The organism is Finegoldia magna, assembly GCF_003182075.1.
Taxonomy (GTDB): Bacteria; Bacillota; Clostridia; order Tissierellales; family Peptoniphilaceae; genus Finegoldia; species Finegoldia magna.
This window is the reverse complement of record NZ_QGTH01000017.1, coordinates 16,756-34,427: the sequence shown is the minus strand read 5'-3', so window position 1 is coordinate 34,427 and position 17,672 is coordinate 16,756. Positions and strand designations below refer to the sequence as shown.

Below are 17,672 nucleotides of genomic sequence, written 5' to 3'. Positions count from 1 at the left end.
AAAATGATATTACTTCCTAAATATGTGGTATAATTTTTATTAAGGAGGAAGGTATGAATAAAAAGAAGTTATTGATAGCTTTTCTACTAGCATTTTCAATGACAACAGGAATTAGTTACGCCGAAGAAGAAAACATTATTTCACCAAAAGTTGAAGTAAATGACGAACAATTAAATCCCGAAAATAGTTCAGAACAAGAAAATTCTACAGAAAAAGCTGACCAAGCAGAAAAAAAGGACGAAGAACAACCAAATGAACAACCAACAAAGGAAGAACACAAGGAAGTTCTTACGGACAAAAACGTAGCTGAAAGAGTCGAAGGACATGACAGATTTGAATCTGCAAATAAGATTCACGATGAGTTTTTCGACAAGGCAGAAGAAGTTGTACTTACATCAAGCGAAGTATTTGCCGATGCGATAAGCTCTGGCAACATCACTGACGGTAAGATGCCGATTTTGTACACTGAAGGTTCAAAGCTAAACGAAAAGACTAGAGAACAACTAAAGAACAAAAACATCAAAAAAGTTCACATCATTGGTGGCGAAAAGACAATCAGCAAAGATGTTGAAGAATTTTTGAAAAAAATGGGAATCGAAGTTGAAAGAATCGACGGACATGACAGATACGCTGTCAACGCAAAATTAGCAAAGAACAAGAAAGATGCGGACACTTTGGTGTTTGCAAGTGGGGAAAATTATGCAGATAGTTTGAGTTCGGTTGGACTTGCAAACAAAACAAAATCTTCAATTCTTCTAGTACAAAAAAACACACTACCTACATCAATCAAAGAGTATTTATCATCAATCGATAAGACAAAGATTTTAAAAAGTTATATCGTAGGTGGAGCTAACAGCATTAGCGATTCTGTAAAAGCAGAAATCGACAGAATTCTTAATTTGAAATCCACAAGAATTGCAGGTCATGACAGATACAAAACAAGCGTTGAAGTATCCAAAATCGCTTATCCAAACGCCAAAAAAGCTATATTTACAACAGGAGAGGTGTATGCAGATGCATTAGCAGCAGCTCCGGTTAGTCAAAAAATCGACGCGCCAATTGTTTTAGTTCCAAAAGATAACATTCAATTGGAAAAAGAAGCGAATTCTTCTAACAAAACTCAAACTCATGAAAACTACTTGAAAGGTTTAAATGTAGAAGAAAAATCTTATGTATTTGGCGGAGAAAAATCTATCTCAGATGATTGCTTCACAAATATCAAGAACGCTTTATTAAAGAAAGAATTAATCAAAGTTTATAAAACTGATAGAAATGTATTCAGATTAAAAGATTACGTTGTTAATAACAAAGCTATCACTTTGTTAACAGAAATGAAAGACACAGCGAAAAAAGTAATCGATGTTGCAGTTAACAAGATTTTGAAGGTTGTTAAGGTTGAAGATAAATGGGTTAATTTGTCATTTAACGGAATTAAGGGATGGATTAGACCGGAAGGATTCAAATACTACAATCCACAAGATTTTGGAATTTCACACATTACAGTTCCAAATATAATGAACCAAATGAATCCAAAATCACAACGTGGCATTAAACAAAAAGCTGCCCCAATTGGTTGCGAACCTACTGCAATGTATCATGCATTACAAGCAAAAGGTTATGCGTTAGAGTACACTTACAACGAATTTTTGAATCAACTTCCTATGAACACTAATAATAACAACACAGGTTTTTCAAGAAATCCTTATGTTTGGGATGCTTATTACCACACAAGAGTTATGGCGACATATATGAATCCAGAACCGATGACTAAGTTTGCGAACAGATTTGCAAATGGAAAAGCAGAAAATATTTCTGGTTCAAATATGAGAGATATAATAGCGGAACTTCAAAATGGTAACACAATTATGTACTACGGAACATTAAGATGGGAAAAACCAAAATGGTCAACTAATGTTTACGGAAAGAGATTTTTTGCAAACAACCACGGAATCTGCATCAACGGCTACAATCCAAAAACAAACAGATTCTACATTGCAGATCCTTGGTACTCAAACGAAATCACAAAATCATACAGTGAATTATCTGAAAATTATTTGTCAAGAAGAATGGCAGTAGTAGTAAGATAGATGAATGGTCTCTTTTATAGGGACCATTTTTTATTTATAGTAATAGCAAACTTCATGCACGAATATCTAGACTACTGAAATTGTTGATTTCTAAATCTTAAAATTGGAAAAGTTAAACCCAAAATTGTAATAGTTTGTTATAAAAAAATGTGGACTGTTTTAATAGGAAATAACGTCACAAAAAGATTTTTACTTTAATACATTTATGATGTATAATATAATTGCAAATAAAAAAACGATATCCATACATAAGGAAACCTAGTATTAATAATGAGAAGGAGAAAAATTATGAAAAACAAAAAAGTATTGGGATTAATGTTAGCAGGAGTAATACTAGCAAACATAATTCCACAAGTGTCATTTGCTGCAAAAGATGTAGATGTTCAAAGAATTAAAGGCAATAATAGATACGACACATCAATCGAAATTAGCAAGCACGCTTTTTCAAAGAGTGATAAAGTTGTCGTAGTTAGCGGCGAAAAATTTGCTGATGCATTGACTGCTGGAAACTTTGCGGATCAAGCACCAATTTTATTGACAGAAAAAGCAGGAGCATCTTCTGATTTGCAAAAAGAAATCGACAGACTTGGAGCGAAAGAAATCATCATTATCGGTGGTAAAGGATCTGTATCTGAAAGTGTAGAAAAAACACTAAAACTTCAAGGTAAAAAAATCACTAGAATTTCTGGAAATGACAGATACGAAACATCAACAAAAGTAGCTGAAGCATTAAATGCTAAGAACAATATCGTATTGGCTAATGGTGAAAAGTTCGCTGATGCTTTGTCTGCAGCTCCTTACGCTATTTCAAAAAACAAAACTCTTGTATTAACTAACGGAAAAACCTTGCCAAAAGGTGTTGAAGCAAAAGACATCAGCACTATAATTGGCGGCAAAAATTCTGTAAGTATTAAAGGATTGGAAAATGTAGCAAGAATTTCCGGCAAGAATAGAAATGATACTTCAATAGAAGTAATGAAACAAATCGGTACAACTGAAAAAGCTGTAATCGCTGATGGAAGAGATTATCCAGATGCTTTATCAGCAGCACCACTTGCAGTTAAAATGAATTCAGGAATTTTATTATCTGACGATTCAGCAATTGACAGAATAAAAGAATTTATAGACAAAAAAGGAATTAAAAATATAAGTATTGTTGGTGGCGAAAAATCAGTTTCAAAAACTCAATATGAAAAATTAACTGGCGAATATAAACCAGAAAAGAAACCAGAACAAAAACCAAATACTGAAGGAAAAAGAGTAAAAGACACTAATCTTTCTAACTTCAACATCAACACACCTCTTTCATTAAGAGAAGAAGAATTAGCTAAAAGAATCAATGACTATCGTAAATCAAAAGGATTGAAGCCATTAAAGGTTTCTAAGTCATTGACATTTGTTGCAAGAACTCACAACAACGACCAAAACAAATATTACAGCGAAAGTTGGAAGGACAAAAGAGGAATAGCAGCAAATCTTCACAGTTGGTCAAATCACGGAAAATGGAAACCGGTAATGTACACACCAGATCACGAATACAAAGAAGGTATGTGGAACAAACCAAAAGAATTGACAAACTTCAAAGTTGACGGATACGAAATTTCTGCAATGAGTGATTTCACAACAGAAGATGCAGCAACAAGAGCGCTTAATATTTGGAAGAATTCTCCAGGTCACAACAAAGTTATCATTGGAGAAGAAGGCTGGAACACTATTAGCGTGATGGGAGTTTCAATTAACGGTAGATATGCTGATATTTGGTTTGCAGATGAAACCAACGATCCAGCAGGATTTTTCAACTTAAAATAAAATTGAGGGAGGCTTTGAGCCTCTCTTTTTTTTAGGAAAATTTTCCTGTTTTTCTTTATCCACTGAATTTGATATGATATAATTGTTAAGGAAAATACTTAGGGGGTTTTTATGGGAGAATATAATATATTTGATATTTTGGGACCTGTAATGATTGGACCTTCTAGCTCTCACACTGCAGGTGCTTGTAGAATTGCAAAGACTGCTCTTATGATTGCTGGAAATGAGTTCACAAAAGTTGAGTTTGATCTTCATGGATCATTTGCGAAAACTTACAAAGGTCACGGTACAGACAGAGCCTTATTAGCTGGTGTATTGGGAATTGAACCAGACGACATTAGACTTAGAGATTCATTTGCAATCGCTGATCAAAGAGGAATTGACTATGTTTTCAGAGAAGCTGACTTAGGGGATGTGCATCCAAATACTGCGAAGATTACATTTACATACGAAGATGGAACTACTATGTACATCGTTGGCTCATCAATTGGTGGAGGAAATATTGAAATCATTGATATCAACGGAATAGCTGTTCAATTTACAGGAAGCTATCCTACAATTTTATTGAAATACGTGGATGTAAGAGGAATTATTGCGGATATTTCTTCAGAACTTGCCAGAAATGGTTACAACATCGAAGGAATGAAGACGTTGAAACATGACGGAATAGTAACTTTGATTGTTGAATTAGACAAAAATATCGGCGAAGATTTGACAGAAAATTTATTAAAAGACGATAGATTTCTTTTCACAAAATATATTCAACGAAATTAAGGAGAGTTTATGTTTGATACATCATTAGAAATAATCAATACTGTTAAGAGGGAAAACAGACCTTTTTACGAATACGTTATAGAAATAGAAAATGAAAGAACTGGCAAATCTGAAGAATTCATCAGAAGTGAATTGTCACATATGCTAGATGTTATGGAAAAATCTGCGACAGATTTCTTGGAAACACCTTCAGTGACTAATCAAAAAATGATAGACGGATTTGCACATAAAATGCACGTTTATGCAAATGAAAATGAACCAATAGTAGGACAATTTACAGCAGAAGCAATGGCGATGGCTTTTTCAACATTGGAAATCAGTGCGGCTATGGGAAAAATCGTAGCATCACCTACTGCAGGTTCGTCGGGAATTTTGCCAGCAGCTCTTATGAGTTTTAAACAAAGATACAACTGCTCACATGAAGAACTTATCGATGCAATGTTAGTAGCTATCGGTGTTGGACAATTGTTGGGAAAATACGCAACATTTTCTGGCGCTGACGGAGGTTGCCAAGCAGAAACAGGATCTGCAGCAGCGATGGCAGCAGGTGCATTGATATTTTTAAGAGGTGGATCTATTGAGCAAATATTCCACGGAGCATCATTTGCAATCCTACATGTATTGGGACTTGTATGCGACCCGATCGCAGGACTTGTAGAATATCCTTGCACATTCAGAAATGCAATGGGAGTTACAAACGCAATGATTAGCGCTGATATGGCATTGGCAGGAATCACAAGTATAGTTCCATTCGAAGAAGTGTGCCAAGCGATGAGAAAAGTCGGCAAAACTCTTCCACCATCATTGAGAGAAACAGGAATGGGTGGAGTTGCAGGAACAAAAACTGGTCAAGATATCAGAAGAAGATTTTTGGGATCTTGCAACATCAGTGATGACGTCGAAGATTAAAACAAAAAATTATCCACAAGATTTTCAAAATCTTGTGGATTTTTTAATTGAACTATTTATTTTTGTTTACACTTTTTGCAATCAAAATCGCCAACACGAATGATATCACGATTTCAAAAGGCATATTCGTAGCGACAATTCCTCCAAGAAAATATTGTGCTTTGACATGCATAACGCTTTCGATTTGCTTTGAATGACAAATAAACGCCATTCCCAAAACGCCAACTGTGTTCATAACGCTTCCACAAATTGCTGGAATTCCGTAGCGAATCACATCGTTTTTGTCTCTTAATTTGTTGTAAACTTGATAAGTTACAACAGCTATCAAAACCCTTGGAAGCACAGAAACCAATGGATTGTAGAACATAAATGAAAGAATTGTCGGTGCAATAATATTATTTACCAATGAAAACAAACCGAACAATAATCCCACGAATAAACTAACCCAAGGTCCTGCAACCAAAGCAGCAACAATAGTTGGAATATGTAGTGTGGTCACTCTAACAGGTCCAATCGGAATCATTCCCAAAGGAGTAAGCCCAAGAACGATAGTTAAAGCACCAAATACTCCGATTTTAGTCAAATCTTTTGTAGTTAATTTCATTTTTTCCTCCTTAAATCATTTATACAATTATACCACTTATAGATAAAAACATAAAAACTTAAGAGATATATAGAAAATTTCAATAAGTAATCACTAGTAAATATGAATTTTAGCCTATATAATAAAATAAAGATGAAATTAGGAGGTAGTATGAAAAAAATATTAGGAGTAATTCTGACGGCGAGCATGGTAATGAGTTCGTTCACACCAGTTCTCGCAGAAGAACAAAACAAAATCAAGGTAGACAGAATTGCGGGGGCTGATCGATACGAAACATCAGCAAAAATCAGTCAAAGAACATTTCCAAATCACATAAAAACCGTTGTACTTGCCAGTGGGGAAAATTTTGCAGATAGTTTGGTTGCAGGAAGCTTGGCTAACAAGGAAAATGCACCAGTATTATTGACACAAAAAGAAAAGCTTCCACAAGCCATTAAAGACGAAGTCGATAGACTTAACCCAGAGCAAATAATAATAGTAGGTGGAGAAAAATCGGTTAATGTCAAAGGACTTAAAAACGTTAAAAGATTAGCAGGAGCTGACAGATACGAAACATCAGTTGAAGTGTACAAATACTTAAATCCTAATGGAAAAGTTGCGCTTGCAAGTGGATTAACATTTGCCGATGCATTGTGTGCAACACCACTTTCCTCAAAAGAAAACTTGCCAATTATTTTGACAGATGGACACAATTTACCGAAAGGAATCACAAAGGACAAGGTCTCCTTAATTTTTGGAGGAGAAAAATCTGTTAATATAAAAGGATTAGAAAACACAAGAAGATTAGCAGGAGCTGACCGTTATGAAACAGCTTTGATAATCGCAAAAGAATTCGGAAATTTAGAAAAGTTTGTGTTGGCAGACGGAAGAAACTATCCTGATGCATTGTCAGTAGCTCCATTAGCCCATAAAAATAATGAACCAATACTACTTACAGACCCTAGTCATACAGAATTTATCAAACAAATAGTTAAAGATAACAAAACGAAAGAAATAACAGTAGTAGGTGGAAAGTTATCAGTATCTTCAAAACAAATTGAAGAAATAGCAAGTGTGGAAATAACTAAAGACAATAAACCAGATACACCTTCAGTAACACCAACACCAGACAATCCTTCAACACCAGATAAACCGGAAGAAAAACCAGGCGAAGAAAAACCGGAAGAAAAGCCAGAAGAAAAACCGGAAGAAAAGCCAGATGATAGTGCAAAAGAAAAAGCCTTAAAAGAAGCCAAAGAAAAAGCGATTGAAGAATTAAAGGAAAATGGAATAACATCACCAGTGTACATTGACCAAATTAACAAAGCCAAAACAGTAGAAGGTGTTAATGCATTAAAAGATGAAATCATCAAAGCACACAAAAAGAGTGAAGAAGAAAAACCAGATGAAAAACCAGAAGACAAAGTTGTAGAATTTGGTGATGCAAAATTAAAAGAAAAACTTCTAAACTTCTTCAAGAACTACGATGGAAAAGATATAGTTGAAGAAGATATAAATGAATATAACTTTAAATTGCTTGACAAAAACTACAGAATCGACCCAAATGCAACAGATTTGACAGTAAAAGACATGGAACAACTTCAATCTTTTGGTCATAGATCATTTGATGAAAATTTTGATGTATTAGAGTTTAACAGCATCAAAGGCTTGGAAGCTGCGAAGAATTTAGAAACACTTACAATTAGTGGAGATCCAGAAGATTCTTCTAAGTCATTTGAAGATTTAACACCATTGAAAGATTTGAAGAAGCTAAAATTATTGAGATTATCACATAATGCAATAAAAGATTTAACACCATTGAAAGACTTAACGGGACTCGAAAAATTATATATTTCTCACAATCAAATTGAAGATGTATCAATTATAAATAACTTGAAAGATCTTAAAAGTTTAGATATTTCAGTAAACAAAGTTAACAACATATCAGTATTGAAAGATTTAACAAATGTTGAAAATCTTGATATTAGAAATAATGAAATTTCCGATATTTTTGTTACTAAAAATTACAAGAAATTGAATTGGTTAATGGCCAATAATAACAAAATAAAAGATATATCTCCATTGCAAAACAACAAAGAATTGAATTATTTGGACTTAGAAAATAACCAAATAGAAAATGTATCTTCCATTACAGATTTATCAAAACTAGAAACGTTGAATCTAAATGATAATAAAATTACAAAAATAGACGCATCTAAGCTTACTAATTTAACAAAATTATACATTGCTCAAAACGGATTAGAATCTATAGATTCTATTTCTAAGTTAACGAAATTAAATGATGTAAACTTGTCTGGTAATAAAATTACATCAGTAGAAGCGTTGAAAGATTTAACGGGATTGGGAATGTTAGATTTATCCAAAAATCAAATAAAAGATATAGCACCACTTAAAAAGTTAGAAGAATTGTACAATTTAGATGTACATTCCAATCCTATTAAAGACATTTCAGTAGCAAAAGATTTGAAGCAATTGGGAGATATCAATGTAAGTGAAACACAAATTACTGACTTGACACCACTTAAAGCAGAAAGTATTTACTCATTAGAAGCTGACAAATTATCTACAACAGTATCGGACGTTAAATTAAATGGAAATATTGTAAAATTCGATAATCCATTTAAGTTAATAGACAAAGTATTTACGAAATTCAAAGAAATCAAATCAGATAATCCTAAAGTAAAAGCAGAAGTAACTGAAGACAACAAAATCAAACTTACATTGGAAGATAAAATGACACTAAAAGATATCGAAGGATTGAAATTGGAATATTCATTCGATAGTAAATCATACTCCGATCCAGTGTACAGTTATAGTATTGAACTTATAAACTTGAAAGACTCAGAAGCAGAAAAGCCAGAATATGTAGACATTGAAGATGCTAAGTTATTGAAAGTTTTGAACAAAAACTTAGATGTTAACAGACCTGACGACAAACCAATCACAAAACAAGAAATGGAATCTTTGAAGGAAGTATCCATATTCTTAGACAAGAAGACTAATAAGCCAATATTTACAGAAGAATCCAAAGACACATATTCAATACTAGGAAAAGCCAAGAATTTATCCAATACAGAAGATTTCAAATTTTCAATAACAAGAGGGATGAAGAGCTTAAAAGGAATTGAATACGCTACTAATTTGGAAAAATTAAAAGTAAATGAAAATGAGATTTCAGATATTAGTCCATTAAAAGATTTGAAAAACTTGAAATATTTGGAACTTCAAAGAAATAGGATTACGGACGTATCATCATTAGCAAACCTTAAAAACTTAGAGTTCTTGAAATTATACAACAACTTAATTGAAAATGTTGAACCACTTAAAGATTTGACAAATCTAACAGGATTGGATCTGCACAATAATGTTAATGTTATAAAAGAAGGAGAAAAGAGGATAAACTACGATGGAATTACAGATATTTCTTCTCTAAAGAACTTAACTAAGTTGACATTTTTTGACGTGTCTGCAAACAGAATCGAAAATGTAGATATAATTCTTGGAATGGAAAAAATAAATCATCTAGATTTTTCGGATAATAAAATCAGTGATTATTCTAAATTAGCTGATTATATTTTACCAAGATATATGGAACAAGAAGAAGGAGCAGGAAGCATTGGATTCCACGGTCAAAATGTAACTCAAACGCAATCAGTTACAGTTGATAACAACAAAGTTTCATTTGTAACAGAATATAAAGGACTAGGAAATTTATTTAATGAATTTGCCAAAGCTTTTGAATTGGGAGATGCATCTGCACTTGTAAATGTAACAACTAATGTAGAAGGAGTAAAAGCTACTTTTGATGTAAAAAATGACAAAATAAATTTAGAAGTTACAGATGAATTCTTAAAAGCAAATGACGAGAAAACAGTAAGCGCTAACTTAAAAATTGTATTTGCAGAAGCTTACGGATGGAACTTGAATGACGTAAAATTACAAGTGAAAAAACCAGAAGAAAAGCCAGAAACACACATACTAACTTTAGTGGGCGATAATATGTCATCTAATCAAGCTAGTGACAAAATAAAAAAAGGAACAGAAGTAGTTATAACTTTCAATCCAGAAGAGAAACATTTTGTGACTAAACTTTTAGTAAATGGTAAAGATGAAGTGACTAAAATTAAAGATAATAAGTATACATTCATAATGAACGAAGACACAAAAATAGAACCAACTTATGAAAAAAGATGTGAACTTATTTTAAAGGGCGAAAATATAAAATCAAGTGTCAAACCAAGCAATCAAATAAAACCGGGTACTAGAATAAAGATTACAGTAGATCCAGATGACGATAAGGCGGTTAGTGAATTTTTAGTAAATGGGAAAAACTTAATAACTCAATTATTGAATAATACTTATGAGTTTTATTTAGACAAGTGTACGACAATAGAAGTTAAATACACCCAAAAGTCAACAGAACCAAACGCAGCAAATGATTTTGATTTTGATGCTACAACAGGAACTATTATAGATTACAAGCCTTATGCAAGAAAAGATGTAATAATTCCCGAAAAGATTAATGGCGTTGAAGTAAAACATATAGCTGAATACGCATTTTATTACAAAGGATTAAATAGTGTAAAAATTCCAAAGACAGTAATTTCTATTGGCGAATTAGCTTTTAACAATAATAACTTGGGAAAAGTTACAATTCCAGAATCGGTAGAGGAAATAGGTGCAAATGCGTTCAACTCATCAGGTCTTAATAAAATTATATTACCTGAAAATACTAAAAAATTAGGAAAAGGAGCTTTCGCTAATAATAAATTGAAAGAATTCACAATACCTAAGAATATTACTAGTATTCCAGAAAGTTTAGTGGAGAATAATATCTTGGAAAACTTAGAAATTCCAAATACAGTATCAGAAATAGGAGCAAAGGCGTTCAAGAGCAATGAATTATCCGGTGTAAAGTTCGCTGATTCTGTAAAGAAAATAGATATATTAGCTTTTGCAGATAATAACATCAAAAAAGTAGAACTAGCTAAGGATTGTGATGTTCATCCATTGGCATTCGATTCAAATGTAGAAACTAATATCCCGAAAAAACCAGAAAAAGAAGTATCAGAAGAAAAAGACTTTGTATTTGACAAGAATACTCAAACAATTACTGAATATATTGGCAATGACTTAGTTGTGAAAATTCCAAAGCAAATCGATGGCGTGGATGTAAAAACAATCGGCGGATTTGAAGATTATTTTGGAATTAAAAAAATAAGGGTAGGGGCATTCCAAGATAAAGGAATTATGAAGTTAACAATTCCTGAAGGAGTTGAAACAATTGATGATTCTGCGTTCAAGAACAATATAATAAAGGAAGTTGTATTGCCTCAATCTTTGAATAAAATAGGAAAAGAAGCTTTTTCTGACAATAAACTTGAAACCATAACTATTCCTAAGAATGTATCTAGAATTGAAGATGGAACATTTAGAAATAATAACTTATCAAGCGTAAAAATGGAAGGTAAAGTTAAATATATTGGTAGCGAATGCTTTATGAATAACAAATTGCAAAACATTGATTTACCTGAAGGTTTACAAAGTATCAAAGATGGTTCATTCTCGGGTAACTTTTTAACAGAAATCAAAATTCCAGAGTCAGTAACTGAAATCGAAACAGGAGCTTTTTATGGTAATCAAATTCAAGCTTTGAATATATCTAAGAATTTGAAAAAAATAGGAGATGGTGCTTTTAGTTACTGCAGAATAAAGGAATTAATTGTTCCTGAAAATGTGGAATTAATAGGAAAGCAAGCATTTATGCAAAACCCACTAGAAAAAGCAGAATTTAAAGGAGCAACAAAAATAATGTTCCAAGCTTTCTATACTTGTGGATTAAATGAAGTAAAATTTGCTGATGACACCGATATAGGGGTACAATCATTCCAAAACAATAATTTAAAATCTGTTGTAATTCCTAAAAACACGAAGAAGTTAGCCGCTCAATCATTTGCACAAAATTTCTTGGAAACTGTAGAATTACCAGAAGGATTAGAAACTATTGGGCAAGGAAGTTTGTATGTAAATCATTTGGTAAATGTTAAAATTCCTTCAACTGTTAAAACTATTGAAGATGCAGCATTTTTCAATAATAAAATTGAAAAATTGGACATTGGATTAAATGTTAAGACTATAGGTGAAGGTGCATTCAAAAAGAATAATCTGAAAGAAGTTACCGTATCTAAGGATGCTCAATTAGGAAAAGAAGCATTTGATGAAACTGTAAAAATTATCAAAAACTAAATAAAATTTCACAAAAACCTCCTTACCCAAGGGGGTTTTTGCTTTGTAAAATATTTGTAAAACCCTTAAAAATTAGTCAACGATAAATGGATATGATATAATATTTTATATATAAATAAGAAAAACGAATGACTGATGGAGGTTATTTTGGAAGTTATACAAGTAAAAAAAAGTTTAAATTTGAAAGGCGAGGTCAAGATTGACGGAGCCAAAAACTCAGCGCTTCCTATTATAGCAGCATCTCTTTTAGGAACTGAACCGATAATTTTAGAAGATGTTCCAAAGTTAAAGGATGTTTCAATTATATTAAAAGTTTTAGAAGAATTGGGATCAAAAGTAACTTATTTGGATAAGAATAAGGTTGAGATAGATAGTAGCAATGTCAATAATTCTGTGACTCCACACGAATTGATGAACAAGATGAGGGCTTCATTTTTGGTAATGGGACCTTTGTTGACAAGACTTGGTCAAACCAAAACGTATTTGCCAGGTGGATGTGCGATTGGTTCGAGACCTGTGGATTTGCATTTAAAAGGATTCAAGGCATTGGGTGCTGAGATTGAATCGACTGACGAAAAGATAGAAGCTATCGCAAAAGATGGTTTGATTGGTGGGGAAATTTATTTGGATTTTCCTAGTGTTGGTGCGACTCAAAATATTATGATGGCAGCTACGATGGCAAAGGGAGAAACTGTTATCGAAAATGCTGCAAAGGAACCGGAAATTGTAGATTTGGCAAGTTTCTTGAACAAATTGGGAGCGAAGGTTCGTGGCGCTGGTACTTCTACAATTAGAATTGTCGGCGTTGACAAATTACACGGTGCAAGACACACGATTATTCCAGATAGAATCGAAGCTGCGACTTTTATGGTGGCAAGTGCGATTACACGTGGAGATGTTACTGTGAAAAATTGTATTTCATCTCATATTATGCCGATTATTGCAAAGCTTCGTGAAGTTGGTTGCGAGGTTATTGAAAACGAGGACGAAGATTCTATCAGAGTTATATCGACTGGCAGATTAAAAGGAACGAAGATTAAAACTTTACCATATCCTGGTTTTCCTACAGATGTGCAAGCGCAATTTATGGCGTTGATGACTGTATGCAAGGGTCAAAGTAGTGTAGAAGAAACTGTTTTTGAAAATAGATTTATGCATGTGGAACAACTTCAAAAAATGGGCGCTGCTATTGCAACTGAAGGAAATGAAGCGAGCATTGCTGGAGTCGATTCTCTTCAAGGTGCTACTGTTAAATCTACAGATTTGAGAGCTGGAGCGGCTTTGATTTTGGCTGGACTTGTGGCAGATGGCACTACAAATGTAACAGACATTTATCATATTGACAGAGGATATGACGATATTGTTTCGAAATTCAAGAAATTAGGAGCAAATATCGAAAGAATTGAAATCGAAGATTAATAAATTATATAAACAGAGGGATTGTTATTTGAATGAACAACCCTCTTTTTTGTAGGTGAGTGTATGAAATTTTCAGCAACTGTCAAAAATATAATATTTGAAAACGAGTCCAATGGTTTCAGGATTTTTTCTGTAGACAAAGACGGTGAAGAGAGAATTATCAAGGGCAATAGTTTCAAGGTTATGCCGGGAGATTTCTTGAATATTGAGGCAAATAAAGTTCAAGATCCGAAATATGGCGAACAATACAACATAATTTTCGTTGAAAGATCCAGTAAGCCTAGCATGTACAATATTATAAATTATCTTCAAAGTGGTTTGATTAAAGGAATTGGAGAGACGACTGCAAGAAGAATCGTAGAAGAATTTGGCGAAGATACAATGGAAATTTTGAAAAATTCTCCATCCAAATTATTACAAGTCAAAGGAATTGGTAAGAAAAACTACAAAAAAATAAAAGAATCACTCGACGAGAAAAAAGAATACGCAGAGATTTTCTTGTATTTGCAATCATTGGGACTAAGTCTTCATCAAGCAAATATTATTTCTGATTTTTACAAGGAAGATACTAAAAAGATTATCATGCAAAATCCATACACTTTGATTGATGATATTAGGGGAATTGGGTTTAGAACGGCGGATATCATTGCACAGAGGATTGACATTGAACCAGATTCTCCTTTTAGAATTAAGGCTGCATTCAAATATTTTATGGAGAAGGAAGCAAATTCTAACGGGAATTGCTACGTAGTCGAAGATGATTTGATAGCTGGAGTGGAAAAACTTCTTGATATTGAAATCAAAAACAGACAGGAAACGTTGGAATCTTTGATCGTAAATGGAATTATTGCAATCGATGATACTGGTGATGAGAACAGAGTCTACCTTCCACAAATCGAAAAATCAGAGATGAGATGTGCGATGAATATTGCAAATATTTTGAACAGCGAAATAGAAGATGAGTTCGATGTGGAATACGAGCTTTCAAAACTAGAATCAGAACACTTGGATGAATTGCAAATCGAAGCCATCAAGAAATCTATGACCGAAAAAATGTTGATAATTACGGGTGGACCTGGTACTGGTAAAACCACGATAATCAACAATATTACGAAAATTTTCAAGAATAATGATAAGGATATAATTCTTGCAGCGCCTACTGGTCGTGCAGCTAAGAGGCTTTCTGAAAGCTGCAACGAAGAAGCGAAGACTATTCACAGAATTCTGGGATACATTCCAGTTGAAAATGGAACGATTTTTGATCACGACGAAGATAATCCTATAGATTGTGATTTGATAATCATAGATGAAGCTAGTATGATGGATATTTTCATAGCGGATAGTTTATTGAGAGCGTTGGATTCTAACACGAGAGTAGTTTTTGTGGGAGATTGTGACCAGCTTCCAAGTGTACAAGCTGGAAATGTGCTTAACGATTTGATAGAATGCGGAGAAATCACTACGATAAAACTTACTAAAATTTTCCGTCAAGCTCAAAACTCCAATATTATTGTGAATGCGCACAGGATTAACAACGGAGAGTTTCCTATTTTGAATGAAAAGGGCAAGGATTTTTTCTTTATAGAAGAAAATGATCCAGAACGTGCCAAACAGACAATTCTGGATTTGTGTGCACAGAGACTACCAAATTTTTACAAAAAAGATGAGTTTGACGATATAATTGTTTTAACTCCGATGAAAAAATCTAGCTGTGGAACGAAGGAATTAAATGCTTCTTTGCAAGAAGTTTTGAATCCCAAAACTCCGATGACAGAAGAAATCGAACAAAGAGACAGGATTTTCAGGCTCAACGACAAAGTTATGCAAATCAAAAATGAGTACACGAAGGAATTTATTGATGATGATTCGATGGGCGTTTTCAACGGAGATATAGGAAGAGTTACATACGTTGATCCGATTGATGAGACGATTGATGTGTTGTTTGACGATAAAACTGCAAGTTTCACGAAAAAAGAATGTGACGGTTTGACGTTGTCTTATGCGATTACTATTCACAAATCACAAGGAAGTGAGTTTCCGATTGTTGTAATTCCAGTCACACAAGCTCCTTTTATGTTGTTGACGAGAAATTTGCTCTACACCGCAATCACAAGAGCGAGAGAAATAGTCGTTTTGGTTGGAAGCCTTAAAATTTTGAGACAAATGATATCTAACAATAAAATAATGAAGAGAAATTCTGGACTGGACAGGAGAATCAAACAATACATGGATTTTGACATAGATGATGACGAACAAGAAATGATGAGAGAGATATTCGAAGATGAGGGATTTTAGTTTATTATTTCAAAAGCGTTGTATAATTTGTCACGAGAAAAAACAGTACAAATATTTGTTGTGCGAAGATTGCTTTGACAAATTGGTTTTTGTGGACGGCTACAGGGATATCGACGGGACGGATTGCTATTTTCCATTACTTCATCAGGGCTTGACGAAGAAACTCATCTACGATTACAAGCTTAGCCGCAAACAAGTTGTGAAATATTTCTTGGCAGATGCAGTGGCTGATAAAATAAAGCAAAAAAATTTACAAGACTACACTTTGCTCATAGTTCCTTCGACAAAATCTACGATAAATAAACGTGGGTTTGATCACGTTCACGAGATTGCAAAGGAAGTGGCAAAGAATTTGGACATGGAGTATTTGCAAGATGCGATTGTAAAAGTGAAGGAAACCAAAATTCAGCATAATTTATCGCAGCTTCAAAGAATTGAAAACCTACAAGGAGCGTTTAAGATGAATGCTGATGTGTCGGATATGAAAATTCTGGTTTTGGATGATATTGTGACGACGAAAAACACTTTAAGAGAAATCAAGAAAACTTTGAATGAAAAGTATGTGGATTTGAAATTTGTCGCAGTGTCTAGCAGATCTAATGAAAAATATTAAAAATGGGTATAAATAATTTAACGAAAGATTAATATATTGGGGGCAAAATATGAAATGGCGAGGTAGAGAAGGAAGTTCAAATGTAAGCAGAGGTTCTTCCGGTGGAGGACCGGTTAAAATCGGTGGCGTCGGACTGCTTTTGCTTGTGATTGTGTATTCTTTGTTTGGAGGAAATCCACGAGATATTATCAATGAACAAAACAGAACACAGCAAGAACAACAAGTTAACAATTCTGAAAAAGCTAGCAGCAAGGAAGTTGAAGAAGCTGAAAAGATGCTAAGTGTTGTGTTGAAAGACACAGAAGATGTGTGGCACGAAAAATTTTCTGAAATAAACAAAAATTACGAAGAACCAAAGCTTCATTTCTTTGAAGGAGCAGTGTCTACAGGTTGCGGAAATGCTGACAAAAACGTAGGGCCGTTTTATTGTTCACTGGATCAAACAATCTACATGGACGTAACTTTTTATAACATGTTGACTCAAAAGCTTGGAGCTGACGGTGGAGATTATGCGATGGCTTATGTACTGGCGCATGAAGTTGGCCACCACGTCCAAAAAGAACTAGGAATTTTGGATAGAGTTCACAATATTCAACGTAGATTAAATGAAAAAGATGCCAATAAATACTCCGTAGCTTTGGAAACACAAGCAGATTATTTTGCAGGAGTGTTCAGTTATTATATTAAAGAGAAAGGCTACTTGGAAGAAGGAGATATTGAAGAAGCGATAAGTGCAGTTCAAAGTGTCGGCGACGATCACATTCAAAAAATGGGACAAGGATATGTCCAACCAGAAAAATTCACTCACGGATCATCTGAACTTAGAAACGAATGGTTCCAACGAGGATTTAAATACCACGATTTTGACCACGCAGATACATTCGGTGAAATGGGACTTAGAATACAATAACAAAAG

The 17,672-nt window shown here is 33.7% G+C and carries 10 protein-coding genes; 9 read left to right on the top strand and 1 reads right to left on the bottom strand.

Annotation, left to right across the window (positions count from 1 at the left end):
• Positions 1–53 precede the first annotated feature (53 nt).
• The 4 genes from DES33_RS07325 to sdaAA all read left to right on the top strand — a co-directional run bounded on the left by DES33_RS07325 (position 54) and on the right by sdaAA (position 5,579).
• Positions 54–2,087, top strand: a complete 2,034-nt coding sequence (locus DES33_RS07325) for a cell wall-binding repeat-containing protein (RefSeq protein ID WP_110058540.1) — start codon at positions 54–56, stop codon at positions 2,085–2,087.
• A gap of 288 nt (positions 2,088–2,375) precedes the next feature.
• On the top strand, positions 2,376–3,896 hold the full coding sequence (locus DES33_RS07320) for a cell wall-binding repeat-containing protein (RefSeq protein ID WP_094225171.1): 1,521 nt from the start codon (positions 2,376–2,378) through the stop codon (positions 3,894–3,896).
• A 111-nt stretch (positions 3,897–4,007) separates the two neighbouring features.
• Positions 4,008–4,670, top strand: a complete 663-nt coding sequence (gene sdaAB, locus DES33_RS07315; RefSeq protein ID WP_094204420.1) for an L-serine ammonia-lyase, iron-sulfur-dependent subunit beta — start codon at positions 4,008–4,010, stop codon at positions 4,668–4,670.
• 9 nt (positions 4,671–4,679) lie between these two features.
• A complete protein-coding gene (gene sdaAA / locus DES33_RS07310) occupies positions 4,680–5,579 on the top strand; it encodes an L-serine ammonia-lyase, iron-sulfur-dependent, subunit alpha (protein WP_094225170.1) in 900 nt (299 codons plus the stop codon).
• A 52-nt stretch (positions 5,580–5,631) separates the two neighbouring features.
• Here sdaAA and DES33_RS07305 read toward each other — a convergent pair whose 3' ends face one another.
• Entirely contained in the window at positions 5,632–6,183 is a 552-nt protein-coding gene (locus DES33_RS07305; RefSeq protein ID WP_002835767.1) for an ECF transporter S component, read from the bottom strand.
• 150 nt (positions 6,184–6,333) lie between these two features.
• Here DES33_RS07305 and DES33_RS09815 point away from each other — a divergent pair, with 150 nt between their 5' ends.
• From DES33_RS09815 to ypfJ, 5 genes are all read left to right on the top strand, one after another.
• Positions 6,334–12,429: a leucine-rich repeat protein gene (locus DES33_RS09815; protein ID WP_110058539.1), complete on the top strand. Its 6,096-nt coding sequence runs from the start codon at positions 6,334–6,336 to the stop codon at positions 12,427–12,429.
• A gap of 147 nt (positions 12,430–12,576) precedes the next feature.
• Complete coding sequence (murA, locus tag DES33_RS07295) at positions 12,577–13,848, top strand: UDP-N-acetylglucosamine 1-carboxyvinyltransferase (protein WP_110058538.1); 1,272 nt, start codon at positions 12,577–12,579, stop codon at positions 13,846–13,848.
• A 63-nt stretch (positions 13,849–13,911) separates the two neighbouring features.
• Positions 13,912–16,143, top strand: coding sequence for an SF1B family DNA helicase RecD2 (recD2, locus tag DES33_RS07290; protein WP_110058537.1), 2,232 nt, complete (start codon positions 13,912–13,914; stop codon positions 16,141–16,143).
• Positions 16,130–16,756: a ComF family protein gene (locus DES33_RS07285; protein ID WP_110058536.1), complete on the top strand. Its 627-nt coding sequence runs from the start codon at positions 16,130–16,132 to the stop codon at positions 16,754–16,756. The genes recD2 and DES33_RS07285 overlap by 14 nt, the downstream gene beginning before the upstream one ends.
• Positions 16,757–16,805: 49 nt before the next feature.
• A complete protein-coding gene (ypfJ, locus tag DES33_RS07280; protein WP_110058535.1) occupies positions 16,806–17,666 on the top strand; it encodes a KPN_02809 family neutral zinc metallopeptidase in 861 nt (286 codons plus the stop codon).
• Positions 17,667–17,672 lie beyond the last annotated feature (6 nt).